A 22,925-nucleotide genomic window follows, 5' to 3' on the forward strand; every position below is an offset into this window, starting at 1 on the left:
GATCAGGCCTCCGGGCTTGCAGCTTTTCTGTTGCCGAGGCGCCGTTTGATCATGGGGCCAACCACGACAGCCACCGTGAGCGCGACGATGACAAGGCTCGTCGTGTTGGCAAACAGGATCGACCAGTCACCACGGCCGATGCGCAATGCAAGCCGCAGGTTCTCCTCTGCAAAGGCGCCGAGGATCAACCCCAGGACGACGGGTGGAAGCGGGAACTTCAGCTTGTCCATGACATAGCCGATCGCCCCGAAACCGAGCATGAGATAGACATCGAACATGCGGCCATGGATCGAATAGACGCCGATCAGCATCAAGACGATGATGACAGACCCGAGCAGCGGGCGCGGCAGGTTCAAAAGCCGTGCGAAGCTGTTGGTGGCAAGCGAACCTCCGAGCAAAACCAGCAGCACGGCGCCAAACAGGAACTGCCACATGAAGCCGAAGACGATGTCCGGATTGTCGCGGAACAGCATCGGCCCCGGCTGCAGACCATGGATCAGCAGCCCACCCAGCATGACGGCGGCAACGGCCGTGCCGGGTATGCCCAGTGTCAGGGCCGGAATAAGCGCAGATGCGGTATCGGCATTGTTGGCGGTCTCGGCAGCAGCAACGCCTTCCGGCTCGCCCTTTTCCCATGTTTCGGGTGTCTTGCTGGCGCGGCGTGCCTCATTATAGGACATGAAAGCCGCCATCGAGCCGCCGGCACCGGGCAGGATACCGATCCAGATGCCGATGATTGAAGAGCGTATCCAGGTTTTCCAGAAACGCCCCATACGCGGAAGCGCGCGCCAAAGTGGTTCTGTTCCCAGTTTGCTGCTGCTCACGCCCTCGGTCTTGAGTGGCACTTCGAGCAGATCGATCACAGGCGGAAGCGCATAGAGCCCGACGAGCAGAATGACGATGTTGATCCCGTCCAGCAGCTCAAGCTGGCCGAAGGTAAAGCGGTCCGTCCCGAAGATCGGATCCGATCCGACGACCGATACAAACACCCCGAAACAGGCGCTGAGCAGCCCTTTGACCGGACTTCCGCCGAGCAGAAAAATGATGCTGGCAAGACCAAAGATCGCCACCCAGAAGACTTCCGACGGACCGAACAGCAAGGTGACATTCGACAAGGGAGGCGCAAGCAGCATGAGGGCAAAGGCGCTTGCAATACCGCCAATCGACGAGGACACGACAGCGACCTGCAGGGCAAAACCACCCTCGCCTTTCTGGGCCATCGGGTAGCCGTCGAACGTGGTCGCGACTGCGGCCGGAGTGCCGGGAATGCGCAGGAGGATGGCCGGAATGGCCCCGCCATACATGGCGCCATTGTAGATGCCAGCCATGAGACCGAGGGCCACGAGCGGCTCCAGGCCAAAGGTGAAAGGCACAAGGACCGAGATGGCCATGGTGGCACTCAAGCCGGGCATGGCTCCGACGATGATACCGGCGACGACTCCGATGACCACGGCAAGGAAGTTCGAGAACCTCAGGACCTCGGGAAGCGCGTGCAACAGTTCGTAGTACATGTCTGCTTACCTTGCCCACACAATGCCGACGGGAAATTGCTGTGCCATCGCGAAATCGAAGATCGCGTAGATGGCACCGACAACGATGAGAGTGGCAGTCAGCAGGCCAGGCACGCTCCGGTAACCGAAAGCATAGGCGACCAGCGGGACCGTAATGGCGGTCGAGAGATAGAAGCCGATCAGACCGGTTGCGACCACGTAGCCGGTGATCAGAAGGAAGGCGCCAGCGACACGCGGCGGCGCCACCATCATAGGCTTCGCCACATGGCCTTTTGCGGCGTTTTTCTGGTCCTTGATGAGCAGGGCAAGCGACAGCACGATCATGCCGGCCAGCATGGAGACCGGAAGAAGGGCGGAAATCGGCCTGAATTCAAGTGCCGGAACGAGGAGTGCACCTGCAACGATGATGATGCCGATTGCAGTCAAGGTCTCCGGGCGCGTCAGGCGAGAGGGACGGGTTGCGGACATGATCCGGCTCCATTCGATGATGCGGGAAGGGCACGCAGCCAGGAGCTGCGTGCCTGAGGCGGATCAGTTCCAGGGCGTGGTTTCCCACACACCCTTCGCCAGATCGTGAATATCCTTGGTCATCGCCTTGAAGTCGTCGCCCGTGACAACCTCCACCGGATTGGCGGTATCTTGCATGGCCTTCAGGAACTCGGGATCGTCCTTGAGCTTGGAGAACGCATCCATGAGCTTGGCCCGGGCGTCGTCCGGCAATCCAGCCGGTGCGACGAACCCGCGCATGGCGCCATTTACGAGGTCGAGCCCCTGTTCCTTGAATGTCGGCAGGTCAGGCGCGAACTGGGAGCGCTGGTCGAGAGCAACGCCCAGCACATTAAGCTGCTCCCGGAACTCGGCGACTTCGGAGATGTTGAGAATACCCATAGCAACATGGCCGCCAAGCAGCGCCGTGCGCGCAGGCGCAGACCCTTTGAACGGAACAATCGTAAAGTCGGTGCTCAAGAGGTTCTGAAGCTTGATCAGGGCGAAGTGATCGTCACCGCCGAGGCTCGACATGCCCACAGTGATCGCACCCGGATTCGCCTTTGCCTCGCTGATCAGCTTGTCGAGCGTATCGAGACCACTTGCCTTGGATGTCACGATCACGTTGGGGTCGTTCACCACATTGCCAAGGTAGGTGAAGCTGTCGACCTCGTATTCAGCCTTGCGGTCAATCGTGCGGGCCATCATTCCCGGAAGATTGAACGTGCCAAGCGTGTAGCCGTCCGCAGACGCGTGGGCCACCTCGGTCACACCGATCTGCCCGCTGGCACCGGGTACGTTCTTGATGACGACGCTTGCGCCCTGGCCGAGATATTTCTCGATGAACGGAGCAGCCGTCCGAGCCATGACGTCCGTGCCTCCACCGGCCTCAAAGCCTACGATCACCTCAATTGGCTTGTTTGGGTAATCAGCGGCCATCACGGTGCCCGCAGACAGAACGACAGCTTGCGCCAGAAGTGCCGTCTTCTTCATCAACTTCAACATGGTATTTCCTCCTCCACTTTTATTTCAGTTTTCTGGAAATGCGCACCCCAGTTTCTTCAGCGTGGCGTCAACCCAAGTCCGGTCATTCGTGCCGGCAGCGATCGCCTGCATTTGCTTGGCCTCGGCATCTTGCTTGGCCTGTGTCCTGCTGAGGATGGCTTGGGCATCGGCGAGCGGAACGCAGAGAACCCCGTCGGAATCGCCGAGCATGATGTCCCCCGGCTCGATCACCATGCCGCCGATGCTGATCGGAACGTTGATTTCACCGGGACCGTCTTTGTAAGGGCCGCGATGTGTAACACCAGCGGCGAAGGTCGGCAGGTTGGTCGATACGAAGGCATCGGCATCGCGAATGGCTGCATTCAGAACGAAACCGGCGACGCCTTTCTTGACCGCATAGGCGAGCATCAGCTCACCCATCAGCGCGTTCGTCAGGTCACCGCCCCCATCAACGACAATAACGTCGCCGGGCACCGCCATATCGATGGCCTTGTGCAGCATGAGATTGTCGCCAGGACGCGATTTGACCGTCAAGGCAACCCCGGCCATTCCACCTGATGCATGCATGGGGCGAAGCGTTGGCCCGGCAGCTGTCATGCGGGCCATGGCATCCGAGACATTGGCGACCGGAAGCACGGCAAAGGCGTCGACCAGTTCTTTCGAGGCGACTTTCCCGCGATTGTTGATACGGAAACCAGTAGACATTTCTAATCCTCTATTCGGCAAGTGAGCGATTGGCGGCATCAAGGAGCTTGCGGTTCGCAATTCGCGACGGCGGCACAGGCTCCCCGGCCAGCACCTGAAAAATGCCGCTAACCGCCTCGACACCCACCCGCGCGCCTGCTTCGCGCGTCACGCCGCCAATATGCGGTGTCAGCACAATCCGGGGCTCTGCGAAGAAGGGGTGGTCTGCCCTGGGAGGTTCGACTGCAAAGGTGTCGAGCCCAGCGCCAGCCAGATGTCCGCTCTGAATGGCTTCAAGAAGCGCCGTCTCGTCGATCAAACCACCGCGTGCGGTGTTGATCACATAGCTGCCTCCCGGCATGCGTGCGATGGCACTGGCATCAAGGATGTTGCGGGTTTGCTCCGTCAGCGGGCTATGCAGGCTCAGAATATCCGAGCGCGAGAGCATGTCCTCAAAGCTGGTGCAGCGCTCGGCGCCCAGGGTCTCGAATACGCTGTCGTCAGCATAGGGATCATAGCCGATGACCTTCATGCCGAGCCCCTGCGCCATGCGGCCGGTCGCCTGGGCAATCGCGCCCATTGCAAAAAGCCCCATCGTGGCACCAGCAATTTCGCGGCCCGCAAAGCCCGGCTTTTCCCAGCGGCCTGCGCGCAGCCCCGCGTCAAGCGGCAGGATGCGCTTCACGACGGCCAGAAGCAGCGCGATCGCATGTTCCGCGACAGAGACAGCGTTGGCGCCAGCGGCAACCAGCACCGGAATGCCGCGCCGCGCCGCAGCCTCAAGATCGATGTTGTCGACGCCCACGCCATGCTTGGAAATCACGCGCAGATGCGGCGCACCGGCCATGACGCTTTCATCGATCCGGCCCATGCGCGAGACAATCCCCACGGCGCCCGAGGATTTCAGATATTCGGAAATGACGCCGCTGTCGGCATAGGGCGGGGTGTGTACGGCCTCATAACCAAATTCGGCCAAGAGCTTCTTCGCACTCGGATCAAGGTCCGGTCCGGTTACGAGAATGGTTCGTTTCATCGCACACTTCTCCAAACGAATGCCCTGCGCAGGCATTCGTCAATCCGTCTGATTTTTTCGATTGGTCAGGCGGCCGGCTCCCGGCGGCACACCTGCAATCCTCCCGTCGGAGAACGTTAATGGAGAGAATAACTTCACAAAAGCGAATATTTTTGCTTATTAGATGTAGAAAAACTGGATTTAAAGATGGATACGCGTCAGCTGAAGACACTCGTGGCAATTGTCACGCATGGCACATTCGCAAAGGCCGGGGACGTGGTCGGGCTCACGCCTTCGGCTGTAAGTCAGCAAGTTCACGCCCTTGAGATGGAGCTGGGAGCGCAGCTCTTTGACCGCACATCCAGACCGCCGACGCTGACGCCGCAGGGAATGCAGGTTCTGGAAATGGCCAGAAACATTCTGCGGCAAGAGGAAGATGTAAAAGCCAGCCTGAAAGGTGAGAAGATCGCGGGCACACTGATCATCGGCTCGGTGCGCTCGAGTGCGCTCAATCTCCTGCCCCGGGCGATCGTGCAGATGCGTACGCAGTACCCTCAGCTCAAGACCAGCCTGCGAATATCCCAGTCGTCCATCCTGATTGCTGATGTGGCCGGTGGACGGCTGGATGCAGCCATTGTGGCTGATCACATGGGCATACCGCCAGCATTGCGGTGGAGCCCGTTCCTGCGCGAACCTCTTTGGCTGATTGCACCGAAGGGAACACGGGAAACGAATGCTGTAAAGCTGCTGACGGAAACGCCCTACATTCGCTTCAGAAGTGCGGTGCCACTGGCGAACGTCATAGATGCCGAGATTTCCCGGCTTGGAATCGTGACGCAGGACATCGCCGAGATCGATACAATCGGCTCGATCGTTACCTGCGTCAGGCAGGGGCTCGGCGTGTCGATAGTCCCGCATGTGGCTCTTCAGGAACCTGAAGACCTGGAGCTCGTGAAATTGGCCTTTGGCGACCCTCAGCTGACACGGCAGATCGGAATAGTGGAACGGACAGTCTCGCCCCGTACAGAAATTATCGGGGATCTGCACGAAATGCTCGCCAGCCTTTGCGGAGAGCACGGCTTGTCACGGAATGTCAGGCAGTAACGGGTCTGGCGGTCGCAGGCAAAGGGGGCTCCGATCGCCACTGCCGGGAACCGAGCCGGTGGTTCTCAGGTCTCTCGAAGACGCATGCGCCGCCTTGGTGCACAGCACCAGATTTGCCAGAAGCCTCTGAGGGGAGCCGCGAGACTTTTCCAGCGGGCGGTCCGGCGGCAGATGACCGACAGGCGGTGGCTGCCCCGCCGGACCGGACATACTGCAGGTAGACGAAGCAGCCGGTCTGCCTTTAAACCTCATGCGTTCAAAACCTGACAGGTATACGCATGAGGATACTCCACACGGCAGATCTGCATCTCGGGCGGCAGTTCAACGGCCTGCCGCTGGAGGCAGATCATGATGCCATCCTTGGCCAGATCCTTGATGCGCTCGTGTCCAGGGATGCGGATGTCCTCGTCATCGCCGGGGATATTTTCGACCGGGCCGCGCCGCCTGCCCCCGCCGTCCGCCAGTTCAACACCTTTCTATCGCAGGTCGCCTCTCAGACCCGCGCGGCTGTGGTGATGATCGCCGGCAATCATGATTCCGGCGACCGCATTGCCGCAATGTCCGTCATGACCGACACACGCCGCGCCCTGATCCGGGGTGTCATCAGCGCCAGCGAGATGCCGCTCGTTCTACAGGATGCAGCAGGACCGGTGGCCTTCACTGGCCTGCCTTTTGCCTATGAGCACGCTGCTCGCGAGTGTTTGTCCGACGAGACCTTGCAGAGCCCTGAGGACGTGCTGCGCGCCCAGATCGCCAGCGCCCGCGGCAATCTGCCCGAAGGGGCGCGCTGGGTCGCTGTCGCACACGCCTTTGTGGCCGGAGCCTCCAACAGCGAAAGCGAACGGCCCCTGACCCGGGTCGGCGGCATCGAGACCGTCAGCACGGAGGTGTTCGCTGGCGCCCACTATGTTGCGCTCGGGCATCTGCACAGGCCGCAGGAGGTGGGAGCACCCCATATCCGCTATTCCGGGTCGCCTCTGGCTTTCGGTTTCGATGAGGCCGACTGTGCGAAATCCATGAGCCTTGTCGAGCTGGATGCAGCAGGCCAGACCAGGGTTGAGGAAATCCCCTTCGCGCCGCTGCGCCGGGTGCGCGTGCTGAAGGGAACACATGCAGAGCTGCTTCAGGCACCGCCCTCGGGCGATTTCATCAAGGCCGTTCTCACCGATGAGGCACCGGTCATCGATGGCATGAAGCGGCTGCGGGAGGTGTTTCCCAATGCCTGCGAACTCGTCTACGAGTGCCATCAGCGTGCGCCGGAGACGAAATCCGCCAGCTACACGGTGGCGGCGGCCGACCCGGTGACGGTGATGGGCGATTTCCTGGAACAGGTGCGCGGCAATCGCCTGTCTGAGGCGGAACTGAAGGTTCTCGGCGCCGCGCTGGAGCGCCTGCGCGTGAAGGAGGACGGGCAATGAGACCGGTCAAGCTCACCCTTCAGGCCTTCGGCCCCTACCCCGGCCGGGTCACCATTGATTTCCGCAAGGCAGTCGATGCCGGCCTTTTCGGCATCTATGGCCAGACAGGCTCGGGCAAATCGACCATCTTCAGCGCCATGACCTTCGCCCTTTTCGGCGAGGCCGCCAAGGCCGAGCAGGACGCCTCCTCGCTGCGGTCGGACCATGCCGATGCGGACATGCCGACCGAAGTCGAATTTGTCTTCGACATCGCAGAGCGCCGCTACACCGCCCTGCGCCGCCCGGAACAGATGCGCCTCAAGACCCGGGGCGGCGGCGAAACCCGCAGCGCGCATGAAGCCTATCTCTTCGATGCCTCCGGTCTGGAGCCGGAGGAGATTTCACAGACGCAGCGCGGCCGCATCATCGCCGAAAAGAAGGTGCGGGATGTGGATGCGGCCATCGAGGATCTGCTCGGCTATGGCGCGCGCCAGTTCCGCCAGATCGTGCTGCTGCCGCAGGGCCGCTTTGAGGAGTTTCTCGCCGCCAAGACAAAGGAGCGGCTGGAGATCCTGCGCGAGCTCTTCGATGTCTCCCGCTATGAAGCGCTCATGGCGGATCTGAAATCGGAAGCCGAGGCTGCCGAGCGGCATGTGCGCGAGGAGCTGGCCCTGTCCGCCCGGCAGCTGAATGCGGAAGGCTTCGAGAGCTTCGATGCACTGGATGAGGGCATCGAAGCGGCTCAGGCCCGCCTTGCCGGGCTCGAGCTCGCCCAGACGGAGGCGAGAGCGGAAACGGAAGCCGCCGAAAAACGCCTGCGGCTCGCAGAGACCCTTGAGGAGAAATTCACCGCCGCAGATCAGGCGCAGGCGCGGCTGACAGAACTGGAAGCATCACGCCAGCAGATTGAGACGCTGGCCGGACAGGTGCGGCAGGCAGATCTTGCGCGCGGCCTGCTCGACCCCGAAGAGCGGGTGAAAGACACAAAGGCGGAGACCGCGAAGGCCGCCGGTGTTCTGCAGAGCGCGGCAGAGAGCGCCGGGAAAACCGCAAAAGCGGCGGCAGAGGCAGAGTTGGCGCTGCAGCGCGAGGAGGCGCGGTCTGACGACGTGGAGACACTGCGCCGCCAGAAGGACGACCTCGTCCGCTATGGCCGTGTTCTGGAAGCGGCTGCCGGAAGCGGCGAAACAGCCACCGCCGCGCTGAAGGCACAGGAAGAGGCAGCAGCCAAGCTGGAGACGGCGCAAGGCAGGCTTGCCAGCCTGCGGCAGGAGCGGGACCGGGCGCAGGAAACCTTGAGGGTGCAGCGCGAGACCGAAAAGCAGCGCACCCTTCTCACCGGACAGCACCGGGAGCTTGACGCAAGACACGCGGCTGCATCCGCCTATGCCAGAGCGCTTGAGGAGGTGTCTGCAGCCCGTAACGCGGAAGAGCGGCAGCAGCTTGTTCATGCCGCAACCCAGGAAAAGGCCGGACAGGCACAGCGGGATCTTGATGCCGCTGAACAGAGCCTTTCGGGCGCTCAGGCGCTGCATCTGGCCACCCGGCTGGAGCCGGGCGCGCCCTGCCCCGTCTGCGGCGCGACCGAGCATCCGGCACCCGCCACGGGCGAAGCCGCAAACGCAGGCCTGGACGCGGCCTTCCGGACGGCAAAGGCCGCATGGGAGGCAGCCAGCCGCGAGGTGAGCCAGGCGGCTGAAAAGCTGGCAGGCCTCAAGGCAACACAGGCGGAGCGGGAAGCGCGCCTTGCCGCGCTTGCACAGCCCGAAGAGCCTGCGCCGCTTCTGGCCGGACAGCTGAAACAGCTGGCAGACGCGCTCGCTGCGCTCGGGCAGGAGGCAGATGGCGCGTCTGCCGAAGACGGTCTTGCCGCGCTGGACCGGCAACTTGCAGCCCTTGAACTGGAGCGCGACAGGCTGCGGGATCAGTTCGAAGAAAGCCGCAACACGGCAACGTCCGCCATCAGCGCCAGGGACAGCCAGCTTGCAGACGTGCCCGCAGACCTCAGGAGCCCGCAGGCCCTTGCTGCGGCCCTTCAAAAGGTCTCGCAGGCGCTGGACAAGCTTGTGGCCGGGCGGACGGCAGCCGCCGCAGCTGACCGGGCTGCACGGGAAAAGGCCCTTGCCGCCGCACGCGACCTCGAGAACGCCAAGGCGCAGCATCTGAGCTGTCAGGAGCGGCAGCTGAAGGCCGAGGAGGCATTTGCTGCAAGGCTTGCCGGAGCGGACTTGAGCCTTGAGGCTTTTCAGTCTCTCAAACCGGCGATCGCAACGCTTGAAGCCAACAGGCAAACAGTTGAAGCCTTCTGGCGCGAGCACCGGAGCGCGGAAGACGCCGCCAGCGCAGCGGCGCTGGCGACCGGCGATGCCAGCCGCCCGGATACCGCCTCCTTGCGTGAGGCGCATGCAGCCTTTGCTGAAAAGCTGACACTGGCATCGGAAGAGCGCGCCGCAGCCGCCAGCCGGGCGGCCCACCTCGAGCGCGTCAAGACCTCCCTGTCTGGGATGGTCGAGAAGGCGAAGGCTGCAGAGGCTGAAACAGCCCCCTTGCGGGCGCTTGCAGCGCTGGTGAATGGCGGCAACCCGCAGAAGCTGACGCTGGAGACCTTTGCCATCGGTGCCATGTTCGATCAGGTGCTGGAGGCGGCCAACCTGCGGCTGGCGCCGATGACGGCGAGCCGCTACCGGCTGGAGCGCGACATGGACGGCACAGGCGCCGGCAAGCGCGGCCTTGGCATTCAGGTCTTCGACATGCACACGGGCAAGGCGCGCGGCACGGGCACGCTCTCGGGCGGCGAAAGCTTCATCGCCGCCCTCGCCCTTGCACTTGGCCTTGCCGATGTTGTGGAAGGCGCCAGCGGCAAGGTGCGGCTCGACACGATCTTCATCGACGAAGGCTTTGGCAGTCTCGATACGGAGAACGGCTCAGGCACACTCGATCAGGTATTGCAGGTGCTGGGCGCGCTGGTCAGCCAAAACCGGGCCGTCGGCCTGATTTCCCATGTGCCGCAGGTGCAGGAAGCCATTCCCAACGGCTTCTACGTCAAGAAGAGCGCAGGCGGCAGCAGCATCGGGGAGCGCGGGCAGGACTGACCGCCCTTGAGGGGACCCCAGTCAGGCATCCTTATCCGGCAAGGAACCTCCCGGATAGGAAAGAACAGGAACTGTTGTGGGCGGAGACTGCAGACTGCATCCACAGGAGTGACAATGACAGCCCCACTTGCCAGAGTACCAAGCAGCAGAAGTGCAATGCAGAAGGTTGGGTAACGTGACAAGCGAACAGTTCGAGATCGCCTTGGCAGAGCTGCTCAGGCTGAAGGATCATCATGATATCCGCCGCGAGGTGACCGGCCATATCAGCCAGTCGCTGCTGCGCTCGCCTGCGCTCGGCGGGCAGCTGGTCATGAAAATCTGTGCATTGGACGAGGGTAACACCAAGCTGGAAGTGCTGGCCGAACTGCTGGGAAATGCCCTGGATACTGCGCGTATGGCTTATGAAAGCCACCAGAAGCGTGGCGGAGCGCTGCTGGCGGCCATAACAGAGGCGGTTGATCTGGCAGCAGGGCAGCAGCGCCTGACTGCGTTTCACAGGCTGCGTCTCGCGCCTCTATGGATACGGGCCGGGCTGCCGGCGCCCGCATCACTGGAGATCCGCGCCTCCGGCATGGAGCAGGAAGCCGTATCACTTCCCATACAGGACGCAGCAGAGGAGCACGCACTGCTGGACCAGCTGTTCAGCAATCTGCTGGAACAGACGGAAGGCGATGCACTGGAAGTCTACGGGCTGCTGGTGGAAATGCTGGCGGCAATGCCTGCGCAAATGCGTGAGCATCTCATCGCATGGTCGGTCCGCCAGCCGGGGCCTGTCCACGCGAAACTGTCGTGCTTCTGGCTGCTTGACCAGAGTGCATCCGTTCGCGCCATTGCCGCCCATGGCCTTGCGGAAAACGCTGCGGCCGGAATGCTCCCGTCTGACACGGCCGGAAAGCTGGCGTTCCTGCGGAACTGGATGCCCCAGGATGGTGCAAGTGCCGCCGTGGACCGTGCCTTGAAGGAAGCCATGCGGTCTGGATATTCGGCGGGAACGCCCACCGTCCCTTGGACCATCCAGTCGGTCATGGCAACTCTGCCTGATGGCGCTGGCGCATGGAGTTTTCTCGTCGCACTGCAGTCGGGACACCGCCGGAAGGCTGCCATGCTGCTTCTCAAGCAGGGCCATGGCATCAAGGACGCCTACGCACTCAGCTTCGGTTCCGTGCGCCAGCAAAATAGCCTGATCCAAAACTTCAGCGTAGAAACCAGCCCGGTCAAGATCAGCCGTTCATGGATGGAGCGCAGTCTCGCCATGGCGCTTGCCGATGGCCTGGCTGCCGGCCTGCCCCCGGCACCTGGCTTGATGGAAGTTGCAGAGCTTTGCGGACTGGGTGCGTTGCGGCCGGAAACGGTCAGCACCGAAGCCCTGATCGAGGATCTGCCTTCAGCACAGCGGATCCGCGGCCTCCCGGCGCAAGAGCGTGGCAAGCTTGTCAATGCCAGCGCTGAGTGGTGGACGCGCCATGAGATCATCCTGAGCTGGTTCGAGGACAGCGATCAGTCACACGACTTGCTCAGAAGCCACAAAAGCAGGAAGGCCCGGGACAACGCATTGTGGCGCTTGCTCGAGACCCGGCGTGACGTCTGGGCACGGCATCTCGCCCTGTCAGCCGGCACGCTGGCAGATGCCGGGCACCCGGATGCGGACAGTTTCACGGCGGCCGCCCTCGCCCTCCTCGAAGGGCAGGACCTGAAGAAAATACCAGCCATGTCCTTCATCCATGGGCAGACCATGCAGGCACTGCTGCAGGATGCCCATTACATGGACATGAGCCCCATGCCCGAGGAATTGCACGAAGCAGAGGAAGATGAGGAAGCCCCTGAACGCAAGGGGGAACTGGCAGGCATTCTGAAAGGTTCCACCGTCACGGCCGACTGGATTGACGGTTTCCTGATGGCGGCGGTCATCGCCCCTAAGGAAATTTCTCCAGACAAATGGCTACCCGAAATCCTGAACAACGCGAGGGCAAGCATCACAATGGACAACATCCAGCGGTTTGCCGGGCTGCTGATGATGCGGGCAAACAATTGCCTCGATCAGGCGCATGAAGGCGCACTGTTTACCGCAGCAATGTCCCGCCGGAGCAGGAAGGCCATGCAGGCCTGGGCCACAGGCTTCAGCCATGCCCGGACGCATTTCAAGTCATCCTGGCCGGCCAAGGCGATGACCTCCAGCGACCGGCAGATGCTGCAGACCGTGGCAGATGCCATCCCGAGGGGGTTCCACCCGGAAGAGATAAAGACCCTGAGCGAATGCATCGCGGCCCGCCACACCCGGAACATGGAGTAAGACCAAACCTCAATGAGCTTGACTCATCGAGGTTTGGTCAAGTGATCAGCACTGGCTTTGCCGGAGACTCCAGTCCGTGAGAAGCAGGGCTTCAGGTAAGCCGTCTGCGTCCGGATTGGTGACAAAGAATGCCCCCCAGAGAACAAACTCAGATCTGAGTAAAAATTGGAGCACCATACCGGCAAGAAAGTAGCCGCATTCACCTCATTTCAGCGGCGAATGCATCGTTTTGATCTGTCCTTGGCCGTTGCTTGCACTGGTCCCCCTATCAATGGTGTGTGGTTTGTGTGTCTTGGTTTGTCCCCGGCTTGCATGTTTCGTGGGAGGGGTCTGAAAGACCGTGCCAGTGTGACCAGACTTCAGGCTTTCTCCAAGCCGTCTCCGGCTTCAAGCAAGATGTGCATGCAGTAGCTTAAGGGGGGGGGAGAGGAGTAAGTGCCTGACTGGCAGTCCGATGGAAACACTTTCCTGAAGAGCCGGGCCCCGGAGGATTGCCTCTCCGGGGCCCGGTCCTTCGTTCATGGTCCCGGTCAGGTCCTGAACTCAGTCCTTTCTGAGCGTCAGGGCCGGATTATGGGCGAAGAAGTTGTGCGGCATGATGTGGACGGTCTTCCACTCCGTCGACATGACCGGCCAATCCTCCATGCGGGGAATGTGGTGGAAGCCGGCGGAGAACCAGGTCACGATGTCCTGGCCCATCAGGCTCCGGTCCTGCTTCACCCATTCGGCCAGCGTGCCGGAACCGTCGCTCTGCATGGCGAACTTGCCGCCCGCATAGCGCTGCTCCGGATCATAGACCGTATTCCAGACCGAATATTCGATATAGGCGTTGCGCTTCATCGGCGGATCGTTGGCGAAGTCGAACGGCCCATAGGCAACATTGCCGTGATGGATCATCCAGCCCGGCTCATGGCCGAGATAGCCCTCGCGCGAGGGGTTCGAGATATGGAAGTAGCGCGGCTGCATGGCCGAGATCTTGTAGCGCGCCTCCAGCTCCGTATGCGGCATGTTGTGCTCGACCGTCCACATCGACTTGCGCGGGGAAGACGGGTCAAGCTTCGCAGGCACGATGTCCATGGTGGAGAAATGGTTCACCGGCTGATCGACGTCAAAGTCGATGCGGAAGTTGAAATAGTGATCGTGATTGGCCGCAACGAGGTTCGGCGCGATCAGCGTGCCATATGCCGTGTCCTCCTTTGCCGTCGCATCCTTCATTGAGGTTGAGACAACGCCCTTCACGGCATCAAGCCCGGTGGCCCCGACATAGATGTTGATCTGCCCGTTCTGCTGCAGGCGGTAGTCGATGAGATAGTCGTAGTTGCCCACTTCCGAGGCGGTGCGCACAACCAGCTCCGTTGCAGGCCGCCCTTCCGCCGGAACAGGTGTTTCCGGGGTCTGGGCAAAGACCTCGAAATGCCGCCAGGCCGGATCACCGGTGTTGCGCTCGAAGACGCAGATGGCGTCGGGAATGACCAGCGCTGCCCCCTTGTCATCGGCAATGGTCGCCGGAAGGAAGGTGGCGTGCTTCGGGCAGTCGATCCCGGCCCGCAGCGGGCTCAGGAACAGTCCGAAGCCATATTCGCCGCTGTCCATGTAGGTGCGCCAGTACCAGCCCTCGGTCGGGTCCATATAGGGCACGAAGACCTCGGACAGATGCGCCTGATAGATGACAGACCGCCATGTTCCCTGATCATTGACATCAAGGTTCGAGATCACGAGGCCCGGGCGCTTGTCGATGCGGAAATTGAAGCGCCAGATGTCCCATTCAAGATGACTGCCCTTGACCGTGAAGTTCGGGCCGCCGTCCTGCGACAGCGTGGCGGGATTGGACTGCGGGCGCAGCGGCAGGCGCGCGGCCACTTCCTCTTCCGTATAGCCCCAGCCATCCTGAGGCAATGCAATGGTGCCGGTGTCGATGACGCGCTGCACCTCCTTCTTGCCGATATCGTAGATGGCGAAAAGCCCCTCGATCGGCTTGGCGTAGAAGTTGGATCCATCCGGCACCTTGTAGCAGGGCACCTTCATCAGCCGGGAGTTCGTGTATTCCTCGGTAAAGAAGTTCCCGCCCGTCAGCGGCAGGCAGAAGGCCTCCTCCGGCGTCACCCCGCGCCGGGCAAGGCCCGCCACCATCTCCGGATGGCTGAGAGCGCCCTCCAGCGCGTCGATGAACTCCGTGAAGAGCACCATCGGCTGGCCTGCGGCCCGCTCATTGCTTTCGACCGTGCCTTGCGTGATGTTGACAACCGCCTCGCCAAAGCCGCCGGCGTTGGTGAAATAAACCGTTGCCTTGCGGTCGAGACTGGAGCCTTCGGTCCAGGCCAGAACATCCGCCTTGGGCGGCTCTTTCAGTTCGATCAGCGGATAGAGCGTGTCATCGTCCGTAACCTTCTGCTCGCGCAGGATCTGGTTGATCTTCTGGTATTCCTCCGCCGTCAGCCCGTCGAGCGGATGAGCAGCGGCTCCTGAGGCCCAAAGCCCCGCGCCCAGTCCCAGAGCCAATGCTCCGGACGCCAGATGTCTTGTCAGTTTCATCCGTGTTCCCTCTTGTTTTTTGCTGTTGTCCCAAGGCAGCAGATGCTGGCGCATCACGCCTTGAAAAGCTCAAGCTTCCGCACCCCGGAAGGCTTCAGGGATCCGATTGTGCAAGCGGGCTGGCCGTCAGACTTGGACGAAGCCGACAGGGCCATTGAAAAAAACCGTCAGCTGCCGTTGGCGGCAGTCCTTGGAGTTGCGCCGTATTTCCTGCGGAACTCGCGGTGGAAATAGGACAGGTCATTGAAGCCGCAATCCAGCGCAATGGAGGTGACTGTCTCGCCCGGACGGCGGCAGGCACCGGTCAGCCTGGCATGGGCAAGCTCAAGACGGCGCTCAAGCAGGCGCCTGCCCGGCGTTTCACCAAGCGGCTGAAAATGGCGCTGGAGCGTGCGTTCGGAGACATTGAGCCGCATCGCCAGTTCCCGCGGCCCGAAGGCCGGATCGGATCTGTAGCGGTCGATCAGCTGCAGGGCGCGGGACAAAAGCCCGGTGCCGCGTTCCGGCAGGCCGCCTGCCCGCAGGGAACTGACATAGGCACCCAGCAGGCTGAACATCGCCTCCCCCAGTTCCGTCTGGGCACCCGAACCGGCCGACATCTTGGAAAGAACCGCCCGCATCGCCAGCCAGAGCGGATCGCTGCGGGAGATGGGCAGGCCGCCATCGCAGGCATGGCCGAAACGCCCGGCAATCTCCTCCTTCGGCAGATGCAGGGAAATCTGCCGGGACTGCACGGCGCCGTATGAGAATTCCGAGGGCCTTGCCGCATCGACCAGGACCATGTCCCCGGCCGACAGCAAGGTGGAGTGGCTTTCCTGAGCGATCCGGCAGCAACCGCTCTCCTGCACGATCAGGAAGAAATGCTCGCCCGGCGCCCGCCGGATCGCCCGGGCATCGCGCACGACGGCCGATGCATCGAGAGCAACGGCGGCTGTGTCGAATGGCCCGGTGCGGCGGCCGGAGACCGCGCCATGGATGACGCCGCCCGGCCGCCTGGTTTGCAGGGAAAAGGCGCCGCAGACCCTGTTCAGGTCCGCCTGCAGTTCCTCGACGGGCACCTGCCGGTGCTGAGGCGTCGTCAGCGGCTCCATGGCGTCCTCCCCGTTTCCGCAAAGCCCTTCAACCTGCCTAGTTCACCACAGATTGGGGGCTTTGCCTATCACCGGGCCTATCACCGGCCCTGCCGCAAGGCCTACGACCGGGAGGCACCGGCATGAGAGCGCCGGAGGGGAACGCTCAGGCTGGCCCGCTGGCGAGGGTCTTGCGGTACTCGGCAACCGGAAGGCCGCCGATGCCCCAGTCTTCCATTGCCACCTCGTCAATGACGACGAAGGTGGTTGCAGGGTTCTTGTCCAGCACGTCGGCAAGAAGACGGGTCACCCCTTCGATAAGGCGGGCCTTCTGGCCGGCCGTTGCCCCTTCGCGGGTGATCTTGATGTTCACATAAGGCATGGCTGCTCCTTGGAGTTTGCCCGGAAAGAAAACAAAAACAGGGACTAAGGCTGGCGCTCGATGATCTGAAAGACCTTGGCGATGATCCTCCATTGCCCCTCGCTGCGCACAAGGGTCAGAAAATCGACGAAGTCCCGCTGCCCGATCGAGCAGCGCACCCGGGCAAAGGCCGTGTTGTCCCCGGCCAGATCGATGGCATCGATGTGATCGCGGCGCGGCTCGTCCCGTGACGCCGGAGACTGGCGGGCCGCGACAACCGGGACATACTCTTCCATGGAGCGGTAGAGCAGCGGCGTCTCATCGGCGGTGGCATAGATTGCCCTGGGATGAAAGACGCGCTGCAGGATGCCTGTGTCGCAGAAATACAGGGCGTCGAAATAGTCCTGCAGAACTGTGGAGATCTCGTGAAAAGCCTGTGTCATGCGGCTTCTCCGCCGGGCAGGCCTTCTTCCTGCATCGCCTGCCGCACCGATGCGCGCTCCGCAATCCGGGCCAGATAGGCGGCCGCATGCGGCCAGCGTGCCAGATCCATCCCGATGAAACGGGTCCAGTTCAGCACCACGGCCAGATAGGCATCTGCGACGCTGAACTGGTTGCCCAGAATGAAGCTCCGGCCATCGTCCAGCCCGTGCTCGACATCGCCGATGCGCCGCTCCAGCTGGTCTGAGGCCGCCGCCTTCTCCCCGTCCGTGAGCGGCTTGCCACGGAAATAGGGGCCGAATGCCTTGTGCAGTTCCGACGCGGTGAAGTTCAGCCATTCCTGCAGGCGCGCGCGCTCCACGGTGCCCGGGGCAGGCGCAAGGCCGGCCTCCGGATGGCTGTCGGCCAGAAACTGCAGGATCGCCGGGTTTTCCGTCAGCACGGCCCCGCCCTCGATCTCCAGCGCAGGCACATAGCCCTTCGGATTGATCTTGCGGTAGTCGGCACCAGAGCCGGTCAGGCCGGCTTCGGTATCGACCTTCTCGGCCGTGAAGGGCAGTCCGAGTTCATGCAGCACGATCCGTGATGACATGGAACAGGCGCCGGGCTTGTAATAGAGCTTCATGAGAAGGGTCCTTGCTGTTGATGGCTGGAGGGTAGGCATTTCGGTTTCCCTTGCCAACCTGGTTTCCATCAGTTACCTGATTATCAGGTTTCTCCGCAGTAACCCCATGAACAGCCATGGCAGGAGCCGGTTCCAGACATGAGCCTGAAACTTCGCAAGAACCACAGCGCACAGCCGCCCACCCCCTGCGCCCTGACCGAGTGCATGGCCATCATCGCCGGAGCCTGGGCGCCGAATGTGATCTGGCATCTGCGTGCCGGGCCGCGGCGGTTCAGCGAGTTGCGGCTGGATATCCCGCCAGTTTCCGCCAAGGTTCTGTCGCAGCGCCTGCGTGAGCTGGAAAGCAAGGGCGTGCTGACCCGCACCATCCAGCCCACCTCGCCGCCTTCCGTCGAATATGCGCTGACGCCCCTTGGCGAGGAACTGGTTCCGGCGCTGGATGCCATCGTCGCGGTCGGCCACAAGCTGAAGGCAGCCGCAGAGAACGGGGCGAATCCCGCCTGAAGAGGTCAGCCCTTTGCAGCATTCCCTGCTGACAGGCCGGGCAGACAGTTGCTATTGGTTTGGGATGCAGAATGAAACCCGGTTCATCGAGTGGCAGCATCATGCGGAAGGGCCGGAGAAAGCGCCCATATTTCCGGATGGATGCCGCGACCTGCTGATCATCCGGAATACGGACGGGCCTGTAGACATCGTCTTGACCGGACTGGATTTCCGGCCCCGTATTGCCGATCTGCGCCCCGGCGTCCGGATCACGGGCTACCGCCTGCGCCCGGGTGCTGCCCTGTCGCCCAAGGCCCTTGAGGCGGTTGCCGCAGATACAAGCCGCGCACAAGCCATCGTGGAAGAGGAATGCGGCGGGCACACTGGTCTGGATGACGCCATTGCGGCACTCGCCGCCCCTTGCGCCACCCCCGGGGCCGCCGCGCGGGACCTGGGCGTTTCCATCCGGACCATGCAGAGGCTCTTTTTGAACAGGCGTCTGCCGCCGCCGGACTTCTGGCGCCTGCTGGCACGGGCGCGTCATGCAGCCGCCCTGCTAGCCACCACTGCGCCGCTTGCGGACATCGCTGATAGATGCGGCTTCAGCGATCAGGCCCACATGACCCGGGAGTTCGTAAGGTGGTTCGGGCTGAGCCCGGGTCATCTGCGCCGCAACACTGCGATCATCGGTCTGCTGTCTCAGCCCGCGCTCGGCAACTGGACCGGCGAACAGATCTCGACAAGATAACCGTTTAAGTCGCCGGCATAGGCGGTAGTCTGCCCCCACGGCTCGTCGCGAACCTGCTGCACCGGCCTTGCCCCTGCTGCAACCGCACGGTCGAATGCCGCCTGGACATCATCTGTCTCAAAGGCGATTTCGAACACGGGCGCTTGCAGCACTGGCTTTCCAGGCTTCTTGCCGAGCTGTTTCATCAGTTCAACCGACGAAAACGCGAGTTTCGTGTCCCCTGTCGCCAGTTCCCCATAATCCCCCGATGCGTGCAGGAAGCTCCGCTTCAGACCGAACGCGCGCTCGTAGAAATCAAGCGTTGCCGCAACATCTTCGACATAAAGGATCGTATATCTCAGGATCATTCAGTTCCTCCAAGGCATGTGGTGCCAGAGGGACATCTGAACATGAGCGGCAGATTTGTCTTGAAGGATCACGCCAAGCTGTTCCCCAAAAGGATGACCGGTGCAGCGGATCCGCCAGACCTTGCCCCCAAGTTTCATCCAGCGTGAGAGAGACGCCGGGTCAGTCGTCCCCGAGTTGGCTTCGGGGACATGACGGCTCTGACCAAGTGAAAAGGCAGAGCAGATCAGCGGGTTCAGCCAGCGGGCGTGAAGACGATCCCGCGATCCGGGAAGGCGTCGCGCAGATTGGTCATCGCGTCCAGCCAGTCGTCCCCGCCCCACTGGCTGGAGAAGGCATAGGTGCGACCGCCGACACGCAGCAGTTCATCGTCCCCGCAGAACCAACGGATCGGGTCGAAGCGTTTGCCAAGCTCAGCGCGGGATTCGGTCGCGAGGCGCACGAAGTCATCGTGGCCTACCTCGCCTTCGACCGAACGGAGGGCACGGTTGGCGCGGGGGCCGCAGTGTTTGGCAACCTCCTCGGGCGCGATACCGCTTTCGACCAAGTAGCGGAAGGTCCGCAGGATCGCCCAACGTTTCGACTCTCGCGGGAACTCCTGCTGACCAAGCCGCAGGTCATACTTCGTATGATCGGCACCGCTGGTCCGGGCCTCGCGTTCCTTGCGAACCTTCTCGCGCACCCGAACCTGGTATTCCGCAGCCTCGGGCGGCGGGATGATCTGCTGGACATCGACCAGCACCCGGCCCGACAGGTTGTAGGGCTGCAAGCGTACGCAGCGGATGTCGAGGTCGCGTTGATTCAGCCAGAGGACGGCGGTCGTCAGTTCCAGCGAGAACTCGGCCGAGGCAAGGACGATCTTCACCTCCTGCGCGAACTGGTCGTGATCAGGCTCGTCCCACCCCAGGAAGGCCAGAAGCCCGCCCCGCGCGTCCGCGTCTTCACGGCCGATCTGGCGCAAATAGCGGTCGAACGCGGACACTGCCTGATCGAAGGTCATGGTCGAGACCATCGCCGCATAGCGGATGGCCTGCAACTCCATGTGGCCGCCGTCTTCGGTGCGCTTCAATTCGATGACGACGAGATTGGCATCGCGGTCGATCCCGAGCAGATCGATGCGGCGGCGGGAATCGTCCCATTCGCCGTATTCCTCGGCGATAACCAATGTGTCGGGGGCGATGACGGCAATGTTTTCGCGCAGCAGACGCTGCAGATCGCGGCGCTCATGCAGTTGCATGGCACCAAAGGTGGTCTTTGTCAGGGGCTGGATACGATCCGGCGCAAATTCGTAAATCGGCATGCAGGGCACAACCTGAGGAACACCTTCGCCACTGTTGCATACCGGAGAACAGGTTGGCAACCAGGATCACGGGAGGAACGTCCCGCGAACATCCTGCCTTTTCCATGTCGCATGGGTGCACCCACTGGTCCAAAGGCAAAGATCGGCGAACGAGGTCTAAGCGTTTTTCCTGATCCCGTGGGAAGGAATGATCCATACGGCCCCAGCCGAAATCATCTACATCGACATGGATTAGGCTGCGCCGTTGCGCAAGAAGGCCGCCAAGCCTCGTGACGCCAGCGCATGAGGCTACGGCGATATAGATCCGGCTGGCGCTCGTTGCATGTGATGTGATTGACGTTTGCGCAGTTCCCGGCATTTTCTTACCTGCGAGCCTGCCACGCGTGGCCATCAGAGCATCGCCCGCAAAGCCATCTCAGCGCCCAGAAACAACAGGGCCACCAGAAACCACCGGCGGAAGGCCGGCGGGCTGATCCGCTTGCGAAGGATCTGCCCGGCCCACATGCCGCAGAGGGCAGGCATGACCGCCAGCGCGGATAGCGCCAGGTTATCAAGCTGGAGCGCTCCATGCCCCGCCAGTCCGGCCCCCAGTGCAATCGTGGAGACGGTAAAGGACAGGCCGAGCGCCTGCACAAGATCGTCTTTGTTCAGACCGAGCGCCTGAAGATAGGGAACGGCCGGGATCACGAACACACCGGTGCCACCTGCGATGAGGCCTGTGACCGCTCCGATCACGGGAGACAGCCGAAGCTCAAGCCGGCCGGAGATACGCACCTGGCGGGCAAACAGCGTGTAGAGGGAATAGGCCATCAGCGCCGCGCCGAGCGCGCCGGTGGTTATGCGCGTATCACCGCCCGCGAGGAGCGGCGAACCCACGATCGTGCCGGCGGCGACGGCAAGCATCATCGGCCACAGCCTGCGCACGAGAGGACCAGGATTCAGTCCCGCCCAAAGCTGCCACACGTTGGTCACGAAGGACGGCACCAGCAGCAGGCTCGCGGCGGCGAGCGGAGAGATAAGCGCGCCGAGAATGCCCATGGCGACGGTGGGGAGCCCCATTCCGGTAACGCCCTTGACCAGACCGGCGGCGAAAAAGGTTGCTGCAACAAGCGGGATCGAAAAGTCCATCATGATGTGTGGATACAAGAGCGTGCCACGCGCACACAATGTGGATGATCCGCAGCAAGACTTCGGCTATGCCGAAGGCTAACGTTCGGCTATGGTCACCGGCATGCGTTTCGACCTCACAGACCTGCGACTGTTCCTCGCCGTGGTGGATGGCGGCACCATCACGCATGGCGCGGCAGATGCCGGGCTGTCGCTTCCGGCAGCAAGCGAGCGCTTGCGCGATATGGAGGTTGACGGCGGGGTGAAGCTGCTCGAACGCGGGCGGCGAGGCGTCACCCCGACTGAGGCAGGTGAATCGCTGGCGCATCATGCGCGGCTGATCCTGCGCCAAGTGGCGCAGATGCGGGGCGAACTTGGCGAACATGCCAAGGGTCTTCGCGCGACTGTACGGGTTCTGGCGAATACGGCAGCCCTCACCGAGTTTCTGCCCGGTAAGCTCGCCCCGTGGATGGCGATGCATCCTCAAGTCGATCTGGAGATGAGGGAGCGCCAGAGCGCGGAGATTGCGAGAGCTGTCTCCGCCGGACTGGCCGAAATCGGCGTTCTCTCGGAGGCGAACGCCACCGGTGACTTGCAACTTCATCCTTTCGCCCTCGACAGGCTGGTCGTGGTTGCCGCGCGCCATGACGAATTGGCGGGCAGCAAACGTGTCGCCTTTGCGGACATTCTTCACCGGCAGTTCATTGGGCTCATGGGGAGCGCTTTGCAGGACCATGTCGATGCTCAGGCAGTCAGCCTCGGAACGAGGTTGAAAACACGCGTGCGGATGCGCTCATTCGAAGGCATCTGCCGCATGGCATCAGCGGGCGCCGGTCTCGGCATCGTACCGGAAACTGCGGTGCGCCGTTTGCCCGGATCAATACATGTCGCATCAGTGCGCCTGCTCGATGCGTGGGCGACCCGCAAGTTGTCGGTCTGCATCCACAACCGGGAAGAGCTGACACCTCAGGCGCGCAGTCTCTTCGCCCATCTGACCTCGAGTGCGCGGCCGTGAGGACCGGAATTCAGGCTCCGGCGTCAGAGCAGTTTCGGCAGCTTTGCGGACGAAGCGGCCGGTATTTTTGAGCCGTGATTTTCATTGATTTTCTGATTTGAGAGGGGCTGTTTCGCGCGTTTTCTGTTTTCTTTGTTTCTGTTTTGTTCTTTTTTGAGATGTGTTTATGGAGTAACGATTTTTGCCCCGCTTTTGGCGAGGTTTTGTGTGTTTTTTTTGATTTGGTTGCGGGGGCAGGATTTGAACCTGCGGCCTTCAGGTTATGAGCCTGACGAGCTACCGGGCTGCTCCACCCCGCGTTAGTTGGGTGGTTGTTG

The 22,925-nt window shown here is 62.1% G+C and carries 20 protein-coding genes and 1 tRNA gene; 7 read left to right on the plus strand and 14 right to left on the minus strand.

Annotated features, from left to right (window positions below):
• Positions 1-2 precede the first annotated feature (2 nt).
• The 5 genes from H163_RS0117735 to H163_RS0117755 all read right to left on the minus strand — a co-directional run bounded on the left by H163_RS0117735 (position 3) and on the right by H163_RS0117755 (position 4,719).
• Positions 3-1,511, minus strand: a complete 1,509-nt coding sequence (locus H163_RS0117735) for a tripartite tricarboxylate transporter permease (protein WP_019965959.1) — start codon at positions 1,509-1,511, stop codon at positions 3-5.
• A 6-nt stretch (positions 1,512-1,517) separates the two neighbouring features.
• Positions 1,518-1,979, minus strand: a complete 462-nt coding sequence (locus H163_RS0117740; RefSeq protein WP_019965960.1) for a tripartite tricarboxylate transporter TctB family protein — start codon at positions 1,977-1,979, stop codon at positions 1,518-1,520.
• Positions 1,980-2,042: 63 nt separating this feature from the next.
• Positions 2,043-3,002 carry a Bug family tripartite tricarboxylate transporter substrate binding protein gene (locus H163_RS0117745; protein WP_019965961.1) on the minus strand — a complete coding sequence of 320 codons (960 nt, stop codon included), beginning with the start codon at positions 3,000-3,002 and terminating at the stop codon, positions 2,043-2,045.
• A 24-nt stretch (positions 3,003-3,026) separates the two neighbouring features.
• Positions 3,027-3,707 (minus strand): RraA family protein, encoded by a 681-nt coding sequence (locus H163_RS0117750; protein WP_019965962.1) that lies wholly within the window; start codon positions 3,705-3,707, stop codon positions 3,027-3,029.
• A 10-nt stretch (positions 3,708-3,717) separates the two neighbouring features.
• The gene (locus tag H163_RS0117755; protein WP_026356007.1) at positions 3,718-4,719 is read right to left on the minus strand and encodes a hydroxyacid dehydrogenase; all 1,002 of its coding nucleotides are present in this window, start codon (positions 4,717-4,719) and stop codon (positions 3,718-3,720) included.
• 186 nt (positions 4,720-4,905) lie between these two features.
• On the opposite strand from H163_RS0117755, the gene H163_RS0117760 reads away from it, so the two are divergent.
• The 4 genes from H163_RS0117760 (at position 4,906) to H163_RS0117775 (ending at position 12,581) form a co-directional block, all read left to right on the plus strand.
• Positions 4,906-5,802: a LysR substrate-binding domain-containing protein gene (locus H163_RS0117760; RefSeq protein WP_019965964.1), complete on the plus strand. Its 897-nt coding sequence runs from the start codon at positions 4,906-4,908 to the stop codon at positions 5,800-5,802.
• A gap of 278 nt (positions 5,803-6,080) precedes the next feature.
• Complete coding sequence (locus tag H163_RS0117765) at positions 6,081-7,220, plus strand: exonuclease SbcCD subunit D (RefSeq protein WP_019965965.1); 1,140 nt, start codon at positions 6,081-6,083, stop codon at positions 7,218-7,220.
• Positions 7,217-10,291: an AAA family ATPase gene (locus H163_RS0117770; RefSeq protein WP_019965966.1), complete on the plus strand. Its 3,075-nt coding sequence runs from the start codon at positions 7,217-7,219 to the stop codon at positions 10,289-10,291. The genes H163_RS0117765 and H163_RS0117770 overlap by 4 nt, the downstream gene beginning before the upstream one ends.
• Before the next feature lie 175 nt (positions 10,292-10,466).
• Positions 10,467-12,581, plus strand: coding sequence for a UPF0149 family protein (locus H163_RS0117775; protein ID WP_019965967.1), 2,115 nt, complete (start codon positions 10,467-10,469; stop codon positions 12,579-12,581).
• A gap of 543 nt (positions 12,582-13,124) precedes the next feature.
• Here the strand turns inward: H163_RS0117775 and H163_RS0117780 are convergent.
• The 5 genes from H163_RS0117780 to gstA form a co-directional block, all read right to left on the minus strand.
• On the minus strand, positions 13,125-15,113 hold the full coding sequence (locus tag H163_RS0117780) for a copper amine oxidase (RefSeq protein ID WP_174234536.1): 1,989 nt from the start codon (positions 15,111-15,113) through the stop codon (positions 13,125-13,127).
• Between the two features lie 167 nt (positions 15,114-15,280).
• The gene (locus H163_RS0117785; RefSeq protein WP_019965970.1) at positions 15,281-16,204 is read right to left on the minus strand and encodes a helix-turn-helix domain-containing protein; all 924 of its coding nucleotides are present in this window, start codon (positions 16,202-16,204) and stop codon (positions 15,281-15,283) included.
• Between the two features lie 145 nt (positions 16,205-16,349).
• Positions 16,350-16,565, minus strand: a complete 216-nt coding sequence (locus H163_RS0117790) for a tautomerase family protein (protein ID WP_019965971.1) — start codon at positions 16,563-16,565, stop codon at positions 16,350-16,352.
• Positions 16,566-16,609: 44 nt separating this feature from the next.
• Positions 16,610-16,987 (minus strand): nuclear transport factor 2 family protein, encoded by a 378-nt coding sequence (locus tag H163_RS0117795; RefSeq protein WP_019965972.1) that lies wholly within the window; start codon positions 16,985-16,987, stop codon positions 16,610-16,612.
• Positions 16,984-17,610 (minus strand): glutathione transferase GstA, encoded by a 627-nt coding sequence (gene gstA, locus H163_RS0117800; RefSeq protein WP_019965973.1) that lies wholly within the window; start codon positions 17,608-17,610, stop codon positions 16,984-16,986. Before gstA ends, H163_RS0117795 begins: the two co-directional genes overlap by 4 nt.
• Positions 17,611-17,748: 138 nt before the next feature.
• Between gstA and H163_RS0117805 the strand changes: the two genes are divergently transcribed.
• Positions 17,749-18,114, plus strand: coding sequence for a winged helix-turn-helix transcriptional regulator (locus tag H163_RS0117805; RefSeq protein ID WP_019965974.1), 366 nt, complete (start codon positions 17,749-17,751; stop codon positions 18,112-18,114).
• 193 nt (positions 18,115-18,307) lie between these two features.
• Positions 18,308-18,841, plus strand: coding sequence for a helix-turn-helix domain-containing protein (locus H163_RS0117810; RefSeq protein WP_244296158.1), 534 nt, complete (start codon positions 18,308-18,310; stop codon positions 18,839-18,841).
• Here H163_RS0117810 and H163_RS0117815 read toward each other — a convergent pair.
• The 3 genes from H163_RS0117815 to H163_RS0117825 all read right to left on the minus strand — a co-directional run bounded on the left by H163_RS0117815 (position 18,793) and on the right by H163_RS0117825 (position 21,617).
• A complete protein-coding gene (locus tag H163_RS0117815; RefSeq protein ID WP_019965976.1) occupies positions 18,793-19,188 on the minus strand; it encodes a VOC family protein in 396 nt (131 codons plus the stop codon). The genes H163_RS0117810 and H163_RS0117815 overlap by 49 nt on opposite strands.
• Positions 19,189-19,421: 233 nt before the next feature.
• Positions 19,422-20,486 carry a PDDEXK family nuclease gene (locus tag H163_RS0117820; protein WP_019965977.1) on the minus strand — a complete coding sequence of 355 codons (1,065 nt, stop codon included), beginning with the start codon at positions 20,484-20,486 and terminating at the stop codon, positions 19,422-19,424.
• Between the two features lie 390 nt (positions 20,487-20,876).
• The gene (locus H163_RS0117825; RefSeq protein ID WP_019965978.1) at positions 20,877-21,617 is read right to left on the minus strand and encodes a sulfite exporter TauE/SafE family protein; all 741 of its coding nucleotides are present in this window, start codon (positions 21,615-21,617) and stop codon (positions 20,877-20,879) included.
• 100 nt (positions 21,618-21,717) lie between these two features.
• Between H163_RS0117825 and H163_RS0117830 the strand changes: the two genes are divergently transcribed.
• A complete protein-coding gene (locus H163_RS0117830; protein WP_026356009.1) occupies positions 21,718-22,608 on the plus strand; it encodes a LysR family transcriptional regulator in 891 nt (296 codons plus the stop codon).
• 222 nt (positions 22,609-22,830) lie between these two features.
• Here the strand turns inward: H163_RS0117830 and H163_RS0117835 are convergent.
• Positions 22,831-22,907, minus strand: a tRNA-Met gene (locus H163_RS0117835).
• Positions 22,908-22,925: the final 18 nt, after the last annotated feature.

It is taken from the genome of Pannonibacter phragmitetus DSM 14782 (assembly GCF_000382365.1).
GTDB classification, from domain to species: Bacteria; Pseudomonadota; Alphaproteobacteria; order Rhizobiales; family Stappiaceae; genus Pannonibacter; species Pannonibacter phragmitetus.